The organism is Lederbergia sp. B243.17, from assembly GCF_057657925.1.
This window is the reverse complement of sequence record NZ_JBWBKF010000076.1, coordinates 90729-107174: the sequence shown is the minus strand read 5'-3', so window position 1 is coordinate 107174 and position 16446 is coordinate 90729. Positions and strand designations below refer to the sequence as shown.

The following is a 16446-nucleotide window of genomic DNA, read 5'->3' as shown; positions in this document are numbered from 1 at the left end:
TACCCAAAACAAACCTGTTTACATTCTGTTAACCGCTCGAGCTTTTGTCTCTTTCATATTATCATAATTTTATTGAAAATAATCTGAACGTTTTCCTATTCCCATGGCTCTTAGGAAGAGAGGTGAAGGCATGAATGTTGGACGGCTTGTAAAAAAGGCGAAAAAAGGGGATAAAGAGGCGCTGATTGCGCTGCTGGCAAAGGAGCAAGATGCATTTTACCGGCTGGCGCTCGCGTATATGAAAAATGAGCATGATGCATTGGATGCGATTGATGAAATGACAGTACTCGTTTATGAAAAAATTGGCCAGCTGAAAAAGGACGCGGTTTTCTATAGTTGGAGCAAAACGATCTTGGTCAATTGCTGCAAAAGGCTGCTGAAGAAGCAGAAAAGAGTCGTCCTGCTGGAAAATCCGGAAACGGTAGAGGAAGCGGGCCATAATCCGTACGCAACTGCGGACCGGCAAATGGACATCGATTCGCTGCTTGGCCTATTGAATGAGAATCAGCGGGAAGCGGTTATTTTGCGGTATATTCATGACCTGGACATTGACACGATTGCCGGGATGACGGATGTGCCGCCCGGTACGGTAAAGTCGCGAATTTCGAATGCACTGAAGAAAATGCGGGAATGGAAAGGCGGGGAGTTTAGTGGCGGATATTGAAAAAAGCTTGGAAGAGCGGAGAAAGCGGATAGAAACGATTTCTGCTCCTGAAGAGATGGAAACGAGAATCCGGAAAGCGCTGGAAAATGCCCAGCCGGTAAAGAAGAAGCCGGCATGGAAGCCTTGGCTGCTTTCAGCGGCTGCCCTCTTTTTTCTCGTCCTGATCAGCTCCCAATATAACGCCCTTGCCTTTTATGGGAAGAAGCTGTTAGGCTTTGATGAAATCATGGATGCTCCGATTGCCGAGCTGAATGAAAAGGGGATGGGTCAGCCCATCGGTAAAACGGTCACTCTGAAGGGTGGGTCAAAATTGACGATTGATGGAATCTTATCGGATGACAATCAGTTGATGCTTTTTTATACGGTGACGAATCAGAATGGGATTGATTGGGACAATGGCGATCCTTTCTCACCTACTACTATTTCCGGATTCCGTACGAAATCTCATATAGAGTCTGGAACGAGCACGACAACAGAAAACGGCACTCTCCAGAAAGGGCAATTTTCTTTTGAGCCGGTGAACCCATTTGCCAAAAAACTGACATTGTCTTTTTTTGAGCGAGAAGGCGGAGTCGAACGGACCATCACTTTCCCGTACGAGCCGAACCGGGCGATGCGGGCAGGGGTGCAACAGCGGATCGGAAAAACGTTGATGGTGGACGGCGGGAAGGTTCGTTTCGATTCCATTACCGCTACACCGACGATGACGATCGTGAAAGGGAGGGCGTCTGTGGAAAATCTCGATCGGGTTTCGGATCCGTTCGGGGGGATTGACCTTGTCGTAGACGGGGAACCGCTCGCATCTACCGGCGGAGGAACCACTTCAACGATCAGCGGCGGGGTCAAATTCGAAGTTCGCTATCATCCGCTGCCCGACGGGGTGAATAGTCTGAAGCTCGATATGAGGGCATTTGCTGGCTATAGGAAACTGGATGCCAAAGAGGCGGTTGACAAAATGAGCACCATTCCAATCGGCGGGAAACGCCTTTTCATCACAGGGATGAACCAGAATGGAGATGACCTCGACATGACGATCCGGACAGAGGAAGACGTTATGCTCGATAAGGTCGTCCTTTTGACAAAAGCCGGCGAGGTGCCGCTTAAAACAACGAAGAGAATGGATTATGTGACGGACGAAAGTGGGGAGATTTGGAAAGAACGGGTGATATCCTTTAAAACAAAGGACGAACCGACACATTTGATGATCGGTGGCATGCATTATATGAAAACATACCATCAGACGGTTGACATACCGCTGCGCAAGTGAAGGGAAAGAGACGGTGGTCTCTTTCTTTTTTGTAGTGTAGGCATCTAGTCTTGATAATCGATACTTTCTTTTATATACCTCGCATCGTCTTGGTTGATTTGGTAATAAGAAATTTGATCCCAGCTTTCCCCAGCTCGCTCCCCGATAATGGCACCAGCATCGGTGAACCACACTTTTGACTCAATCAAGCGGGTATACTGCTTCGGACTGTTTACCCAAATATGGATATCCGGCTCGCGACAGCTTTTTGTTCCCCATCAGGGAGTGGCTGCTTGTGAAGGTAGATCATCATAAAGTTATCAACAACACTTTGGCTATCGAGATCAGTAATCACTTTGTTGAAATCGATGATTTGCCTTGCGTTTTTTGTATTGGCATATCCGATCATTATTTCGCGTGATGCTTCCCGTGCAGTTGTCTTCCCCAATAAAAAGCCACCTAGAAAAACGATGAGTATGAGTGCAGAGATGCTGATCTTTATCTTCCAGTGCATGACTTCCCCCCCTTTAAAATGGAAATTACTCTGATCTCTTACCATTTTACATTGTTTTTAGAGTATTTAAAATGTAATTCAGTAAATCAAACGCGAACAATTCTTACACATTCGGGGTATGTATATGGAAGAGGACCTGCTCATTCCTAGACAAGCAGTAGCGGTTCATTCATACTTTTAGACACAGAGCCATGAGGAGGAAGTCGTTCTATGAGCGAAATCGAAGAGAAAAAGAAAATGTCCGATTTAATCGGTTCGATTTATGAAGGACTGGCGAAAGCGAAAATGCCGGAGAAGATGAAGAAGACGATTCGAATTGAACTGGAGTCGCTCAAGTCATTTACGGTTGATGCCCGGCCGGCAAGAATTGCGATTGTCGGCAGAAGGGGCGCTGGGAAATCAAGTTTGATCAACGCGATATTCGGCGAAAAGCGCGCGGAAGTCGGCGATGTAAAAGCAAGGACAGGCGCCGGAAAATGGCACTCCTATTCTTCGGATGTCGGTACGCTTGATATTCTTGACACGCGCGGACTCGGCGAGGCGGACAATCCGGAGGAAGCGTTCTCTGAAACGACAGCTTTGGAAGAAGTGAAAGCATCTATTAAGGAAAAATGTCCGGATGCTATTCTGTTTCTGAGCAAGGCGAAGGAGGTCAGCTCGCGGATTGACGAGGACTTGGCCCAGCTTTTGGAATTGAAGAAAACGATTCAGGAAGTCCATGAATACGATGCGCCGATAATTGGTGTCGTCACACAGGTGGATGAATTAAGCCCCAAATCGGCGGACAAGCCGCCTTTTGACCATCCGGTGAAGCGAGAGAATATCGAGGAAGCGATGGATGTTCTCTCGAAGAAACTGCGGGATGCCGTATCAGAGCCGGTTCATGTTATTCCGGTTGCGAGCTACATGGAATTTGAAGACGGCAACATTGTCTATGATATACGCTGGAATATCGATGTGCTGCTCGATTATTTGATTGAAACACTACCGAATGAAGCGCAGATGATTTTGGCAAAGCTGTCAAAAATCCGCTCGGTCCAGAAAAAGGTAGCACGTCGCCTGGGAAAGAGTATAGCGGGGATCACAGGTGCGGTCGGGGCAAGCCCGATTCCGATAGCGGACATGCCGATCATTACCGGCCTGCAGACAGCGATGATCGCCTCGATTGCAATGATTGGCGGACAGAAGCTTGGCAAGAAGGCGATCGCTGAATTCATGGGGGCGCTTGGCGTCAACGTGGCAACCGGCATCGTGCTGCGGCAGGTAGCACGCCAGCTTGTCAAGCTGATTCCGTTTGCCGGAAGCGCCATCTCGGGCTTCATTGCATCAGCCGGAACATACGCGCTTTGCGAAGCGGCGGTCGCCTACTTCATCGACAGCAAATCGATGGACAAGGTGAAAGAAACGTATGACCGGGAGTTTGAGGAGAGGAAGCAAGAAGAGGAAGAAGGGCAATAAAGAGAAGGCAGTGCCGAAAGAGAGGCACTGCCTGTTTTTATGTAGTGCCGGGTGTAATATGGTCAATTAAAAAACTTCTACCTGATAACGATGTAAGTCAAACTCCTCCAGCTGGCCTTCAAAATACCTTTTGATTTCTTCTCCATTATTATTTTTGCAATTTACTCTAACTTGAAAAGAATGTTAACTTTTCATAATTCTCATAGCCTTTCTTCAGCCTCTTCATAAATGCCAGCCTGAAAAAACTTTTCGATTGCATATTTTTCGGTTGGTGTAATTGAAAGAAATTTAATTCCATATCCTAATACAAATAGGACAGCCAGACAGAGTAAAAAACCACGTACTTTTTTTTCATACTCAGCGCCCTCTTATACATCAACTCGCATAACGACCGATCAGTAACCAAAAGCGGAAAGGGGATAGCACCCCCTTATCCCGCTTTCTACAGGGCCCAAATTACTGAATTGATGAACAAAATGGCCAATGCAGCCACGGCAAGATACTTTCCGATTTTTTGAACCAATGGCCTTTCAAATACGCGAATAAATAAGAAAAGAAAGCCTACAATCCAGATACCATCTTTAAAGAAATTCGTAAAAGCATTATAGAATACTTTTAAGGAAAACAATAAAAACTCCACATTTAATCCCCCTTTGATTAACTAGACGTCTAACACGGGATAAAGGATTCTTTTTCATTGGCAATTTTATAATTGAACTTGGCAAGCTCAGTTCCCAATAACAATTTTTCAAACGAGAGAGTTCACCACTCTGTGTCCTTTAAGGTGTGAGTGACAATATGGCAGACACAGCATGCGGGTAGGGACCGATCTGCTTTGTCTAGTAAATGAAAATCTCTTGCTGTTATTTTCCATATAACTGTTACAATGTTTGTACACTTCAAATAATCTTCTTTTGTAAAGAAGAAAGGTGTGGGAATGGACGTCATATACTTCATTTGGAGGTGAATAGATGAAAAGAATCATCATTGGCGGTTTTTCCCTGCTGGGTGGGCTCATGCTCGTTTTGACCATTATTATTGTGGGAGCTAATTATGCACCTCACATTTCATCGTGGTCGGGACGGTCAAAGCTGTGGTATGCCATCTTTGGCGAGAAACAGTTTGCGGGCGAAACGGTCGATTCGCTATTTTTGGGCTTTCCTTTCATAGCCGGGGTGATTTTGACGGTTATCGGTCTAGTCATCTTGGGGTATGAGTATTTCCAGTCGATTCGCTCAGAAAAATGATGAGGATAGGGGGCTGATTTACTTGGGAGAGATGAAAAAAGCTGTGATTGGATCGATTGAAGGCTTATCCGTTTTGGCGATTGGCCTGCTTGCAACCGTCTATGTTTTAAAAATGGTTTATGCGAATTACGGGATTTCGTTCGAAGGGAACGTTTGGGTAAATTGGTTTGCGCTATCTTATCTATTATTCGGTTTGTACACAATTGTGATCGGTTTTTTTATCTCCAAGAAAAGCATTTTCTTTAACAAGCGGCTAAACTCGGTGCGATTCTGGCTGCTTTGTCTTGCATCGTTGTTTATCGTTGTTTTTCCTATTGCCATCGGAGAGAATCCGTTTTAGTGCATTCTCATAATCTAAAATTAGACATGCAGCTAGATTTAAGGTTTATTAGGAAAGCGAGAGGTGTTTTCATGATTCACTATCAGCAAGGCAATCTTACGGTTTTTCAAAGCGCTTTGTATAAGACAACGACGGCCGTCATCGAATCGGCTGAGGCCGTGATTCTGACGGATCCCAATTGGCTGCCGGGTGAAATTGATGAAATTAGAGATTTCGTTGATCAGCGCAAGGGCAATAAGGAGCTTTATATTGTATATACGCATAGTGATTTTGACCATATCATCGGGTCAGGAGCCTTTCCTGAGGGAAAGGTTATTGCCACCGAAGAATTCCAGCAGCATCCTACTAAAGAAGCGGCGGTCCAGGCAATTCTTGAGTTTGACCAGAAGTATTACATCGAGAGAAATTATACGCCATCGTATCCGGAAGTGAATTTCACGGTCGTAGCAGATGGTGAAACGTTGAAGGTGGGCGATTTGACCTTGACGTTTTACAAAGCTCCCGGGCATACGAACGATGGTTTGTTCACCGTTGTGGAGCCATATGGAATTTTCCTGGCAGGAGATTACTTGTCGGATGTCGAATTACCGTTCATTTACAGCAGTTATACGGATTATCTCAATACGGTGGAAAAAGCTCAGCATATTTTGGATACATACGATCTCAATCAATTGGTCCCGGGGCATGGTTCTGTGACGGACCAAAAGCGGGAGATGGAAGAGCGAATTCGTTTTTCAAAGAGTTATTTGCAGCAGCTGCCTAGTGATAGCGGAGAACTCGAGAAGGAATGCCGGGAGAAATTCCGGTTTTATGATGGAATGAAAGGCAGCCATTTAGACAATGTGAAAATGGCAGAAGAAACTAATTACTGAGCTGTTACAGTGTAAAGAGAGGGATGCCGCGGCATCCCTCATTTATTTGCTTCCGCATATTCCTCCCAGTCCAGTACTTCAATAGCCTCGGACCAGTGGAGCACCGTGCCAACAAAGTCCTTGATGTCGAGACCCGGCATTTCATATGTATATGCTGTGTTGGCCGTTCCCGTCGCACTTTCTATAAACGTCACTTCATAGCCGCGGTCAAACGCAGCGATGGCGGTGAACATGCAGCAGAATTCGGTATTGAATCCGATTATATATACGTGATTTATGTCTGATTTGCGGAGGAAGGAGTCCAGTTCTGTTTTGAAAAAAGAACTGGGTGTCGTCTTCTCAACAATTTCATCAGCAAAGTTTTTTAGCGAGTCATGCAGCTCTGACCCGGCAGATCCGCGGAACAGCGAGCTTTCTTCATTTTCATCAATATGCTTCACAAAAATAATCGGAAGGTCTTGTTCGCGAAAATCCTGAATGACCCTTTCCATCTTCGATAATTCTTCCTTGAAATCCCCCAACTCGACAATTCCATTTTGTACGTCAATCACCAACAGTGCTTTCACTCGACTCACTTCTTTCTTTGGTTTCTTTGTCTTTCAAATATTGCTCGTACACCAGCTGCGCCCTGTCTTTTTTCGGAACATGTGCAAAGGTGCGGGCGTGCAGATCGTTCAGCAAATATAAAATCCTGAACAAGCAGCCGGCAACAATGGCGAATGCGATAATTCCGCCTGCAATTGGCCCCCAAGAGAAGCAGCAATGCACCAAGAGTGGTGGCGAAAATAATGGCCAATGCAAGATTCATTCCTTTTCCTCCCCATCCAACTTTCTTCTTTTTCCACTAGCTCTTACAAGTCGAATCAGCTGCAGTCCGTCACTTTCCATTCCGTCACGATAGGTGAAAGGAAGGAGAGAGAAGAGCGCAATCAAAAAAGAATAGAGGATAAAGTTTTGGTAAAGAAACGCAAACTCTGGATTCTCCCAAACCTATAACGCCGTTCAGGTTAACACGTTAAATAAAATGCCGCCGCCGAATAGAAAGAAGCGCTGAATGGTCGAGAACTTAGAATAGCGATCACCTCTTTAAAAGTAGCAATTTTGCAATAATTTGTAAATGGGAATTAAGAGATAGGGTGTCCTTTTTCTCTCTTGCTCCCTATGTGGGAGGTGAATGGGTCGGATTGAGTTAGTCGGCCCTCTATACATAAGGAGGCGGTTTAGGTGAGTGGATGGTTTCGCATCGATCGGAAGTTGCTCGGTTCAAGAATTTGGAAGGAGCCGGTCACGTTCCGGCTATACGTCTGGCTTCTGGCAAATGCGGCGTTCCAGGAGGGAAGAGAGTTGGAGGGATATGAGGTGCAGAAGGGGGAATTCATCCGGTCCTACTCCAAGCTGGCGGAAGATTTGGCTTATCGTGAAGGAAGAGGGCTGAAGCAGCTTTCAAAAAGCACTGTAAAAAGATCGGTCGATTCGCTTGTGAATGAAGGATTTATCAGCGTTCGCGAAACGGGCTTCGGCACCGTTTTTACAGTGGTGGCGCGACCTGCGGACAATGAGAAGCCGTTCGGCGAACGTTCGGGAAACGTTTCGAGAACGTTCGCCGAACAAAAAGAAGAAGGTAAGAAAGAAAGAAGGGAAAAGAAAGAGGCCAAAGCCGATTTCTTTCAGCTCTTATCGGGATGGAAACGAGAGGGGGAGAAAAAGTGTACAACGCACATGTAGGCTTTTCCCAGCAGGAAATATGGTTCGATCCAGAAGGAATGGTTATTGGCGGAATCTTGCTTGAGCCCTCGGCTTTGGCCGGGCTCACCCTTCGACCGGAGCATTTTTCGCAAACACGCAACCGCCTGATTTTCACAGCGATGCGGGAACTGGAGAAAGACGAGATCGAGATAGATATCGTTACCATTGCTGAAAGGCTAGGGAGCAACCTGGAAAGTGCCGGAAACTACTCGTATATGACAGATTTGGCGGTAAACTGCCCATCTGCTGCAGGGGTCAGCCGCTATGAAAAGATGATCTTGCAAAAACACCGGCTCAACGAAATGGGAAAGGCGGCTGCAGGCTTTTTGCGAAGTCCGTCTGAGGCAGCGGGTGACCAGCTGCTGGAGGCACTGATCGGAATGGAACAGAAGCGGGCAAAAGAAGTCCAGACAACAAGCAGTTTACTCGCTGAGATTGAGGGTGATTTGAGAGCCGATAAGGGTGAAGTGAGCGGAGTGGAGACCGGATACAATCAGCTCGACGGAATGACAGGCGGCTTGCAAAGCGGGGATCTGATCATCCTGGCGGCAAGGCCTTCGATGGGAAAAACAGCCTTTGTGCTGAATCTCGCCAAAAATGCGTGTCAGCGTGGCACATCTGTCGACCTTTTCTCTCTTGAAATGCCGGCAAAGCAGCTTCTTCAGCGGCTGCTGAGCACCCTCTGCCAAATCCACGGATCAAAATGGCGGAATCCATTCCGTTATTTTTCGGAGAGGGAGGAGGAACTCGTCAGCCGGGCGATCCGGCATATCGAGGACTGGCACCTCCGGATCCATGACAAAAGCGGCCAATCGATTGCCGATATTCGTTCCGCCATCCAAATGACAAAGCAGGAACTGCCGGAAAGGAAACGTATGGCCATCATTGATTACTTGCAGCTGATGGATACGGATGAAAGGCAGGAGCGTCATGACCTGGCGATCGGCCGGATTACGCGGGAGCTGAAGGCGACGGCGCGCCAGCTAGAGGTGCCCATCATCCTCCTTTCTCAGCTTTCGCGCTCGGTTGAATCGCGGAATGACAAGCGGCCGATGCTCTCCGATCTGAAAGACTCCGGAAGCATTGAGCAGGACGCGGATCTCGTTCTCTTTTTGTACAGGGATGACTATTACAGCCGGAACACCGAGGAGACGAATGTGACGGAGTGCTTGATCGCCAAGCATCGCAATGGCCCGATTGGAACACTCCGTTATCATTTCCGCAAAGAGACCGGGCAGTTTACCGAAGAGAGTCTCGCAAACTAGCAGCGGCAAAAACGAACAGGAATACGAGTGGCGGTTTTACATATACATGGGATATATCAACTCTTATAAAAAGGATGAAATGGATGCTGAAAATCGCCGCAAGGTCTGTACTCTTTATCACTGCCGCCTTCCTGATCGTATCGGTCATCGCATTTTCCAGCCTGAAAATCAGTTTCCTGTCCATTGCAGGCAAAAACGCCGCCAGTTCCGAGTCTCTGCTCTATTTCATGGCAATGGAGTCGCGAGCCCTTCACTCCGTCCTGCCTGAGATGGATGATGTCTCTTTTACAAAAAGCACGCTAGAATTTCTGACCCATTTGAACGTCAGCGATATCCGCACGTTTCTCGTAAGCGAGATTCCGGGGCTGCAGGCAGCGATGCCGAGACAGCTTGTGGCAGGTGATGACGACGAGTTCGGCCACCTTCCGATCGAATCTCCTGTTCCCCCCGATTTCGGAGACTGGGAGAGCAATGAAGACAAGGAAGCGCCTGTTCAAGAAAAGCCTGAACCTCCTGCTAATCCGGCTGCCTTGATATATCACACTCATACAAGAGAGTCATATCTTCCGTTTAAGCCAGGCGTAACAGACATCAATCAAGCCTTCCATATGGAGAAGAATGTAACGTTATTCGGCAAACGTCTTGGAGAAAAGCTGGAGGAAAAAGGGATAAAAACGCTCGTCAATACGGATGATGTATCAGACATCCTCAATCAGCGGGGAATGACCTATAGTCAAAGCTATAAGGTATCAAGAGAATTGGTGACGGAAGCACTGGCGCAAAACAAGGAAGTTCAGCTTGTGCTCGATATTCATAGAGATACAGCTCGAAAGGATAAAACGACTGCCATGATCAATAATATCAGTCATGCAAAGGTGCTGTTCATCGTCGGAACCGGCCACCCTAATTATGAAAAAAACCTATTGTTTGCAGAAAGGCTGAACAGTTTACTGAAGGCGAAATATCCGTCGCTCTCTCGAGGCGTATGGGACAAGCCGCGTGATTATTACAACAATGGGATATACAACCAGGACCTTGCTGAAAAATCAATTGTCATCGAACTGGGAGGGGTAGACAACACGCAGGATGAACTGAACCGGAGCGTCGACATACTGGCAGAAGTGATCAGTGAATATTACTGGGGAGAAGCCGTTGAGGCAAATAACTAGAATAAGAGCCTGAATGTATATTCAGGCTCCGATATCAATGGATTTGATGTCTATATAGGGCAACAACTTTGCCGAGGATGGAAACAGATTCCAAAATGATCGGTTCCATCGAAGAATTTTCCGGCTGCAGGCGGAAATGGCCCTTTTCTTTATAAAAACGCTTGACGGTCGCTTCGTTTTCTTCCGTCATCGCAACAACGATGTCGCCGTTGCTTGCAGTCTGCTGCTGGCGGACAACCACATAGTCGCCATTATGGATGCCGGCTTCAATCATACTTTCCCCGACGATTTCCAGCATGAAGATATGCTCATCAGCCGGAACGAGATGATCTGGCAGCGGAAAATACTCTTCAATGTTCTCAACAGCAGAGATCGGAATACCTGCCGTAACTTTACCGACAAGCGGCACGTTGACAATATTATGCTTTGGAACCTGTTCATCATCCAGTTGAAGGATTTCAATCGCACGGGGCTTAGTCGGATCCCTTCTGATCAGGCCTTTGCTTTCAAGCCGGGCCAGGTGACCGTGCACGGTCGAACTGGAAGCAAGTCCGACTGCTTCACCGATTTCTCTGACCGAAGGCGGATAGCCCTTGGATTTCACCTCGAGCTTAATAAAATCCATGATATCCTGCTGCCTTTTGGATAGCTTCATTTCTTCATCACGCTCCGCAATTCTTTTATTATCCACATTATAGCATGGTGAGATTTGGAATACAAACATAAGTTCGAACAAGTGTTGACAACAAACAAGTGTTCGTTTTATAATCAAATCAATACATACGAACAAATATTCGATTTTGGGGGATTGGATATGTCTATCATTTGGAAAAAATATTCTTTTGTTATTTTGTTTTTCACTGCAATCGTGCTGATGGCTGCATACTTGGCTTTCCAGGAAGGGCAGGAGAAGAACCGATTTGATACAATAACTGTGAGACAGGGTGAAACATTATGGGAGCTTGCCGACCAGTATGCAGAGAAAGCTGGCATGCACCGCGCCGAATTTGTTGAGAAGGTCCGGCAAGAAAACAATCTGGCCGGAAGGATGATTAAAGACGGCGACTCGATTGTAATTCCTGCACCGCCGGAGAGCTGGCATTCAGGTGAAAGCCAGCTCGCGTTCAGCGCTAAAAGGAAGTGACAGCCAGATGAAAGTGATCATATATTGCCGGGTCAGCACGGAAAAAGAGACACAGGAAACCTCCCTTGCCCGGCAGGAGGAGGAATTGACGGCCGCAGCCCGTGCCTGGCAGTTTGAAGTGGATGCGATCATTCGCGAACAGGCGAGCGGGTATTCGCTCGACCGGCCTGGGGTGCTCGATATGCTTGACCGGATCAAAGAGGAGCAGATTGATGCCGTCCTGATTCAGGATGAGACGCGGCTCGGGCGCGGAAACGCAAGAATTGCGCTCCTGCATTGCCTGATGAAGGAAAATGTCCGGGTGTACAGTTTTGCTCATAATGGTGAATTGCAGATTTCCGAATCGGATTCGATGGTGCTCAAGATCGTCAGCATGGTGGAAGAGCATCAGCGCAAGCTGCATAACTTGAAAATCCAGCGCGGCATGAAGCGGGCTGTGGAGCATGGTTACCGGCCCGAAAAAAACTTGAAGAACCGAGGAAATTTGGAGGGGCGCGAACGGAAAGAGCTTCCCGTCGACGAAATCATCCGGCTGCGGCAAAACGGACTCACGTTCGAGGAGATCGCGGCAACGATGAGGGGGTTCGGCTATGCCGTCTCAAAAGCGACCGTCCACCGGCGCTACAAGGAGCATATGGAGGAGCAGGCCCTCCATGATAATAGTGATAGGACGTAAGAAATCCTCGTATCATCTTTGATAAGATGATACGGGGATTTTTTTATTACGGCATCGATAAAGCTTGAAATTTGTTCTCTACCGCCATTTCTAGTAAGATGGCTTTAATCAAAAAACTTTCCCTCCCAGGTTGGAAATTTTAACGAAAAGGGGTTTTTCGATGCTATCAAAAGAAAAGCTTGAGCGTATTAACCAACTGTCTAAAAAATCGAAGGAAGAGGGGTTAACTGCAGAAGAAGCGAAGGAACAATCAAGTTTGCGCGCCGAATATCTGCAGGTTTTCCGCTCCACGATGAAAGATACAATTGAGCATGTACGTGTATTCGATGAAACAGGAGAAGAAGTGACGCCTGAAAAAGTACGAAAGATCCAGGCAAAGAAAAAACTTCATTAATCTTGAAGGACTTGACCCGGCCATGCACTTGCTGTTTTCTTGCAATGTCGGATTATGTTTGTATTATCGGTCAATTCCGATTATGATGAATATTGACTATTACGTAGATGGAGAGGTTGTTGCACATGTTTGAGAAAATTGATCAACTCGCGGTAAATACGATCAGAACATTGTCGATCGATGCGATCGAAAAAGCGAATTCCGGACACCCAGGCCTGCCGATGGGTGCTGCTCCAATGGCTTACACATTATGGAGCCGCTTTATGAATCACAATCCGAAAAATCCAGCATGGTTCAACCGTGACCGCTTTGTGCTGTCTGCAGGACATGGATCGATGCTGCTTTACAGTCTGCTGCACTTGTCAGGCTACGGAGTGGAGATGGAGGACATCAAAAACTTCCGTCAGTGGGGAAGCCGCACACCGGGACATCCCGAATACGGCTATACGCCTGGTGTAGAAGCGACAACAGGTCCGCTCGGCCAGGGAATCGGTATGGCAGTTGGCATGGCGATGGCAGAAGCGCATCTTGCTGCGACGTACAACAAGGATGATTTTAAAGTAGTCGACCACTTTACATACGCATTGTGCGGAGACGGGGACCTGATGGAAGGCGTTGCATCTGAAGCCGTTTCACTTGCTGGTCACCTGAAGCTTGGAAAACTGGTCATGCTCTATGATTCAAATGACATCACGCTTGATGGCGAGCTGGACAAGTCGTTCTCCGAGAATGTCGGCAAACGTTTTGAGGCATATGGCTGGCAGTATCTGCGTGTAGAAGACGGAAATGACATGGATGAAATCGCGAAAGCAATCGAAGCAGCGAAGGCGGACACATCCAAGCCGACACTGATCGAAGTGAAAACAGTTATCGGCTATGGCGCTCCAAACAAATCCGGCAAATCTGCCGTCCATGGCGCTCCGCTAGGCGAAGCTGAAATGAAGCTGACAAAAGAGGCGTACAAGTGGACATATGAGGAAGACTTCTATGTTCCATCTGAAGTGTATGACCACTTTGAGACTGTGATGGTAAAAGCGGGAGAAGAGAAAGAAGCTGCTTGGAATGAGCTTTTTGAAAAATACAAAGAGGCCAACCCTGAAATCGCGGAACAGCTCAGCAACGCAATAACTGGTGAACTTCCAGAAGGCTGGGATAAAGACGTCCCTGTCTATGAAACAGGAAAAAGCCTTGCTTCCCGGGCTTCGAGTGAGCAAGTGTTGAATGCGATCAGCCAGAACCTGCCTACACTTTTCGGCGGTGCTGCCGACTTGGCAAGCTCCAACAAGACGATGATGAAGGAAAAAGGCGATTTTGACGCATCCAACTATGCGGGAAGAAACGTCTGGTTCGGTGTCCGTGAATTCGGTATGGGTGCAGCGATGAATGGGATTGCCCTTCATGGCGGCCTGCGTGCATTCGGCGGAACATTCTTCGTCTTCTCTGATTACCTGCGCCCGGCCATCCGCCTTGCTTCATTGATGCAACTGCCGGTCACATACGTATTTACCCATGACAGCATTGCGGTCGGTGAAGATGGCCCGACGCATGAACCTGTTGAACAGTTGGCTGCCTTGCGCGCTATGCCGGGATTGTCTGTCATCCGTCCGGGAGACGGAAACGAAACGGCGGCTGCCTGGAAAGTGGCGATGCAGTCGAAGCACCGCCCGACGGCCCTTGTTTTGACAAGACAGAACTTGCCGACCATCGAAGGTACCGATAAAACAGCTCAAGAAGGAGTCGAAAAAGGGGCTTATGTCATTTCGCCTGCTAAAGATGGCAATGCTGAAGCGCTTTTGATTGCAACCGGATCTGAAGTCGGCCTTGCGGTGGACGCTCAGAAAGAGCTTGAAAAAGAAGGTATTTCCGTGTCCGTCGTTTCCATGCCTGCATGGGATCGCTTCGAAGAGCAGTCTGCGGAGTATAAAGAATCCGTCTTGCCGCGTTCGGTGAAAAAGCGCCTTGCGATTGAAATGGGCTCATCTCTCGGCTGGGCAAAATACGCCGGCGATGAAGGTGAAATCATGGCGATTGACCGTTTCGGTGCATCTGCGCCTGGCGAAAGAATCATCGAGGAGTACGGCTTTACTGTTGAAAATGCTGTAGCAAAAGTAAAAGGTATGCTCGGAAAGTAATAGGGTGGGGCTCTGCTGGGTCAATCGTTCCAGCAATAGGGACACCATGAAAGGAGGGGATAACCATTTCCCCTCTTTTTTGCTGAAAATAAAGGGATTCGTCCTTCCATCACGAATAGATAGGATAAGAGCCCATTCGGGGCACCAAGAAGAACTTCATCCGCATGATGCGAGAGCTAACGGGGGAGTGGAAAATTTGCATGAGGACATATTACATTTATCTGATTGAAGAAGAGGTCGCGGCTCATTTCTACGGCCGTGAAAGCAAATTTTATGAATTGTTTGCAGCCAATCATAGGGATGCCCGACTGAATGATATTATCCAAAAGCAAATTGACTACATTACCAAACCTCTGCCCTATTTTGAGCTGCACCGCCATTTGGCTTCCTATCTGCCAACGAGACAAATTGCAATCCGCGGGAAAATTTACAAGGCGCTGACGCGGAGCGGCGAAGAAAGTGCCGAGCTGATGATCAGCAAACGCTGCCTAAAGCTGCGGGCATGGGGAGGCTATGATTCCGAGTCGGTTTTTTTCGAAGTTCTGCGGAAATTCGACGGCCGATTCCTCGCGCTTGACATGGAACACAACCAATACGGCTGGATCAAGCCGATGAAGGAAAGAAAATATGTCTGAAATGTTCCGCCAAGATTGTATATTTCATGCGGATTTAGTAAACTTGAAACAGACAACTTGAAGGAGGAAACACAAGATGACCTGGCAATTCATATTAACGGGGTTCATCTGCTTGCTCGCTGGGGTCGCTCTAGGCTTCTTTATCGCTCGTAAGTACATGATGAATTATTTGAAGAAAAACCCGCCGATTAATGAACAAATGCTCAAAATGATGATGATGCAGATGGGAATGAAACCATCCCAGAAGAAAATCAATCAAATGATGCAGGCAATGAACAAGCAGATGAAATAATCTGCTTCCAAAACCACTTTCCCTGAAGTAAAGGAGAAGTGGTTTTTTGCGTTCCTTCTATATTGCACAATACGCTGGTAAAGACCAGTTCCCAAAGACTGAAAAGTGTGAAGACAGTGCTGTGCAAAATAGACATTGCTTTTTCTTCCGTCTGCATTTAGCCCCTTTACCGATCATCCACGCATGTTTACATACAAGGAAGGAGTGATGAATTTGGAGATCGTCAATATTGAAGGTTTCCCTAATCAGAACATACTCGATCAAATTTTGATTTTGCATGAAAATATCTTTAAAGATTCTGTGGAACTTGTCAGCAAGGCGAAGGACAAACGGAACCTATTATTTACCGTCGGTTTGGAAAAGGACCGGGTAGTCGGATATAAAATCGGTTATGAACTGGACTCTGACTGTTATTATAGCTGGCTTGGCGGGGTTGATGAACGAGAGAGAAAGAAAGGGATCGCTTCAAAGCTGATGGACTGCCAACATTTGTACCTGAAAGAAAAAGGGTACAAGATCGTGCAAACGAAGACGAAAAACAAATGGCGTGGCATGCTTCTGTTAAATATCAAAAGCGGCTTCGATGTGATTGGGACCTATACGGACCGTAGCGGAGAACCGAAAATCATCCTCCAAAAGTGTTTGTGAACAG

Annotated in this window: 21 protein-coding genes; 16 read left to right on the top strand and 5 right to left on the bottom strand. The window is 47.1% G+C overall.

Features of this window, described 5'->3' with window-relative positions; translation table 11 throughout:
- The first annotated feature begins 130 nt into the window (after positions 1-130).
- Together AC0TWI_RS14550 and AC0TWI_RS14545 are read left to right on the top strand one after the other, a co-directional pair.
- Complete coding sequence (locus AC0TWI_RS14550) at positions 131-664, top strand: sigma-70 family RNA polymerase sigma factor (RefSeq protein ID WP_488127057.1); 534 nt, start codon at positions 131-133, stop codon at positions 662-664.
- Complete coding sequence (locus AC0TWI_RS14545) at positions 651-1931, top strand: DUF4179 domain-containing protein (RefSeq protein ID WP_488127056.1); 1281 nt, start codon at positions 651-653, stop codon at positions 1929-1931. Before AC0TWI_RS14550 ends, AC0TWI_RS14545 begins: the two co-directional genes overlap by 14 nt.
- A 211-nt stretch (positions 1932-2142) precedes the next feature.
- Here the strand turns inward: AC0TWI_RS14545 and AC0TWI_RS14540 are convergent, their stop codons facing one another.
- Positions 2143-2424 carry a hypothetical protein gene (locus AC0TWI_RS14540; protein ID WP_488127055.1) on the bottom strand — a complete coding sequence of 94 codons (282 nt, stop codon included), beginning with the start codon at positions 2422-2424 and terminating at the stop codon, positions 2143-2145.
- A gap of 210 nt (positions 2425-2634) precedes the next feature.
- Here AC0TWI_RS14540 and AC0TWI_RS14535 point away from each other — a divergent pair, with 210 nt between their 5' ends.
- The gene (locus AC0TWI_RS14535; RefSeq protein WP_488127054.1) at positions 2635-3882 is read left to right on the top strand and encodes a GTPase family protein; all 1248 of its coding nucleotides are present in this window, start codon (positions 2635-2637) and stop codon (positions 3880-3882) included.
- A 442-nt stretch (positions 3883-4324) separates the two neighbouring features.
- On the opposite strand, the gene AC0TWI_RS14530 is transcribed toward AC0TWI_RS14535, so the two are convergent.
- On the bottom strand, positions 4325-4522 hold the full coding sequence (locus AC0TWI_RS14530; RefSeq protein WP_488127053.1) for a hypothetical protein: 198 nt from the start codon (positions 4520-4522) through the stop codon (positions 4325-4327).
- Positions 4523-4853: 331 nt separating this feature from the next.
- Here AC0TWI_RS14530 and AC0TWI_RS14525 point away from each other — a divergent pair, with 331 nt between their 5' ends.
- The 3 genes from AC0TWI_RS14525 (at position 4854) to AC0TWI_RS14515 (ending at position 6341) form a co-directional block, all read left to right on the top strand.
- Positions 4854-5129 carry a hypothetical protein gene (locus AC0TWI_RS14525; protein WP_488127052.1) on the top strand — a complete coding sequence of 92 codons (276 nt, stop codon included), beginning with the start codon at positions 4854-4856 and terminating at the stop codon, positions 5127-5129.
- A 31-nt stretch (positions 5130-5160) separates the two neighbouring features.
- Positions 5161-5469, top strand: a complete 309-nt coding sequence (locus tag AC0TWI_RS14520; protein ID WP_488127093.1) for a hypothetical protein — start codon at positions 5161-5163, stop codon at positions 5467-5469.
- 71 nt (positions 5470-5540) lie between these two features.
- Entirely contained in the window at positions 5541-6341 is an 801-nt protein-coding gene (locus tag AC0TWI_RS14515) for an MBL fold metallo-hydrolase (RefSeq protein WP_488127051.1), read from the top strand.
- Positions 6342-6379: 38 nt separating this feature from the next.
- Here the strand turns inward: AC0TWI_RS14515 and AC0TWI_RS14510 are convergent, their stop codons facing one another.
- The gene (locus AC0TWI_RS14510; RefSeq protein ID WP_488127050.1) at positions 6380-6907 is read right to left on the bottom strand and encodes an isochorismatase family protein; all 528 of its coding nucleotides are present in this window, start codon (positions 6905-6907) and stop codon (positions 6380-6382) included.
- Positions 6885-7142 carry a hypothetical protein gene (locus AC0TWI_RS14505; protein ID WP_488127049.1) on the bottom strand — a complete coding sequence of 86 codons (258 nt, stop codon included), beginning with the start codon at positions 7140-7142 and terminating at the stop codon, positions 6885-6887. Before AC0TWI_RS14505 ends, AC0TWI_RS14510 begins: the two co-directional genes overlap by 23 nt.
- Positions 7143-7565: 423 nt before the next feature.
- Between AC0TWI_RS14505 and AC0TWI_RS14500 the strand changes: the two genes are divergently transcribed.
- The 3 genes from AC0TWI_RS14500 (at position 7566) to spoIIP (ending at position 10521) form a co-directional block, all read left to right on the top strand.
- Positions 7566-8066 carry a hypothetical protein gene (locus AC0TWI_RS14500; protein WP_488127048.1) on the top strand — a complete coding sequence of 167 codons (501 nt, stop codon included), beginning with the start codon at positions 7566-7568 and terminating at the stop codon, positions 8064-8066.
- Entirely contained in the window at positions 8048-9352 is a 1305-nt protein-coding gene (gene dnaB, locus AC0TWI_RS14495) for a replicative DNA helicase (protein WP_488127047.1), read from the top strand. Before AC0TWI_RS14500 ends, dnaB begins: the two co-directional genes overlap by 19 nt.
- 83 nt (positions 9353-9435) lie before the next feature.
- The gene (spoIIP, locus tag AC0TWI_RS14490) at positions 9436-10521 is read left to right on the top strand and encodes a stage II sporulation protein P (RefSeq protein ID WP_488127046.1); all 1086 of its coding nucleotides are present in this window, start codon (positions 9436-9438) and stop codon (positions 10519-10521) included.
- Positions 10522-10555: 34 nt separating this feature from the next.
- On the opposite strand, the gene lexA is transcribed toward spoIIP, so the two are convergent.
- On the bottom strand, positions 10556-11176 hold the full coding sequence (gene lexA / locus AC0TWI_RS14485) for a transcriptional repressor LexA (protein WP_488127092.1): 621 nt from the start codon (positions 11174-11176) through the stop codon (positions 10556-10558).
- Between the two features lie 159 nt (positions 11177-11335).
- Here lexA and yneA point away from each other — a divergent pair, with 159 nt between their 5' ends.
- The 7 genes from yneA (at position 11336) to AC0TWI_RS14450 (ending at position 16442) form a co-directional block, all read left to right on the top strand.
- A complete protein-coding gene (gene yneA, locus AC0TWI_RS14480; RefSeq protein WP_488127045.1) occupies positions 11336-11665 on the top strand; it encodes a cell division suppressor protein YneA in 330 nt (109 codons plus the stop codon).
- A 7-nt stretch (positions 11666-11672) separates the two neighbouring features.
- A complete protein-coding gene (locus AC0TWI_RS14475) occupies positions 11673-12341 on the top strand; it encodes a YneB family resolvase-like protein (protein ID WP_488127044.1) in 669 nt (222 codons plus the stop codon).
- A 160-nt stretch (positions 12342-12501) separates the two neighbouring features.
- Positions 12502-12735, top strand: a complete 234-nt coding sequence (locus AC0TWI_RS14470; protein ID WP_488127043.1) for a DUF896 domain-containing protein — start codon at positions 12502-12504, stop codon at positions 12733-12735.
- A gap of 125 nt (positions 12736-12860) precedes the next feature.
- Positions 12861-14867, top strand: coding sequence for a transketolase (gene tkt, locus AC0TWI_RS14465; protein ID WP_488127042.1), 2007 nt, complete (start codon positions 12861-12863; stop codon positions 14865-14867).
- 200 nt (positions 14868-15067) lie between these two features.
- Positions 15068-15502, top strand: a complete 435-nt coding sequence (sirA, locus tag AC0TWI_RS14460; protein ID WP_488127041.1) for a sporulation inhibitor of replication protein SirA — start codon at positions 15068-15070, stop codon at positions 15500-15502.
- 76 nt (positions 15503-15578) lie between these two features.
- Positions 15579-15794: a YneF family protein gene (locus AC0TWI_RS14455; RefSeq protein WP_488127040.1), complete on the top strand. Its 216-nt coding sequence runs from the start codon at positions 15579-15581 to the stop codon at positions 15792-15794.
- Positions 15795-16001: 207 nt separating this feature from the next.
- Positions 16002-16442, top strand: coding sequence for a GNAT family N-acetyltransferase (locus tag AC0TWI_RS14450; protein ID WP_488127039.1), 441 nt, complete (start codon positions 16002-16004; stop codon positions 16440-16442).
- Positions 16443-16446: the final 4 nt, after the last annotated feature.

Bases quoted from the DNA above. Each gene is read 5' to 3' on its own strand.
- AC0TWI_RS14550 (WP_488127057.1), top strand. From the start codon at position 131: ATGAATGTTGGACGGCTTGTAAAAAAGGCGAAAAAAGGGGATAAAGAG.
- AC0TWI_RS14540 (WP_488127055.1), bottom strand. From the start codon at position 2,424: ATGCACTGGAAGATAAAGATCAGCATCTCTGCACTCATACTCATCGTT.
- AC0TWI_RS14535 (WP_488127054.1), top strand. From the start codon at position 2,635: ATGAGCGAAATCGAAGAGAAAAAGAAAATGTCCGATTTAATCGGTTCG.
- AC0TWI_RS14525 (WP_488127052.1), top strand. From the start codon at position 4,854: ATGAAAAGAATCATCATTGGCGGTTTTTCCCTGCTGGGTGGGCTCATG.
- AC0TWI_RS14520 (WP_488127093.1), top strand. From the start codon at position 5,161: ATGAAAAAAGCTGTGATTGGATCGATTGAAGGCTTATCCGTTTTGGCG.
- AC0TWI_RS14515 (WP_488127051.1), top strand. From the start codon at position 5,541: ATGATTCACTATCAGCAAGGCAATCTTACGGTTTTTCAAAGCGCTTTG.
- spoIIP (WP_488127046.1), top strand. From the start codon at position 9,436: ATGCTGAAAATCGCCGCAAGGTCTGTACTCTTTATCACTGCCGCCTTC.
- lexA (WP_488127092.1), bottom strand. From the start codon at position 11,176: ATGAAGCTATCCAAAAGGCAGCAGGATATCATGGATTTTATTAAGCTC.
- yneA (WP_488127045.1), top strand. From the start codon at position 11,336: ATGTCTATCATTTGGAAAAAATATTCTTTTGTTATTTTGTTTTTCACT.
- AC0TWI_RS14475 (WP_488127044.1), top strand. From the start codon at position 11,673: ATGAAAGTGATCATATATTGCCGGGTCAGCACGGAAAAAGAGACACAG.
- AC0TWI_RS14470 (WP_488127043.1), top strand. From the start codon at position 12,502: ATGCTATCAAAAGAAAAGCTTGAGCGTATTAACCAACTGTCTAAAAAA.
- tkt (WP_488127042.1), top strand. From the start codon at position 12,861: ATGTTTGAGAAAATTGATCAACTCGCGGTAAATACGATCAGAACATTG.
- sirA (WP_488127041.1), top strand. From the start codon at position 15,068: ATGAGGACATATTACATTTATCTGATTGAAGAAGAGGTCGCGGCTCAT.
- AC0TWI_RS14455 (WP_488127040.1), top strand. From the start codon at position 15,579: ATGACCTGGCAATTCATATTAACGGGGTTCATCTGCTTGCTCGCTGGG.
- AC0TWI_RS14450 (WP_488127039.1), top strand. From the start codon at position 16,002: ATGAATTTGGAGATCGTCAATATTGAAGGTTTCCCTAATCAGAACATA.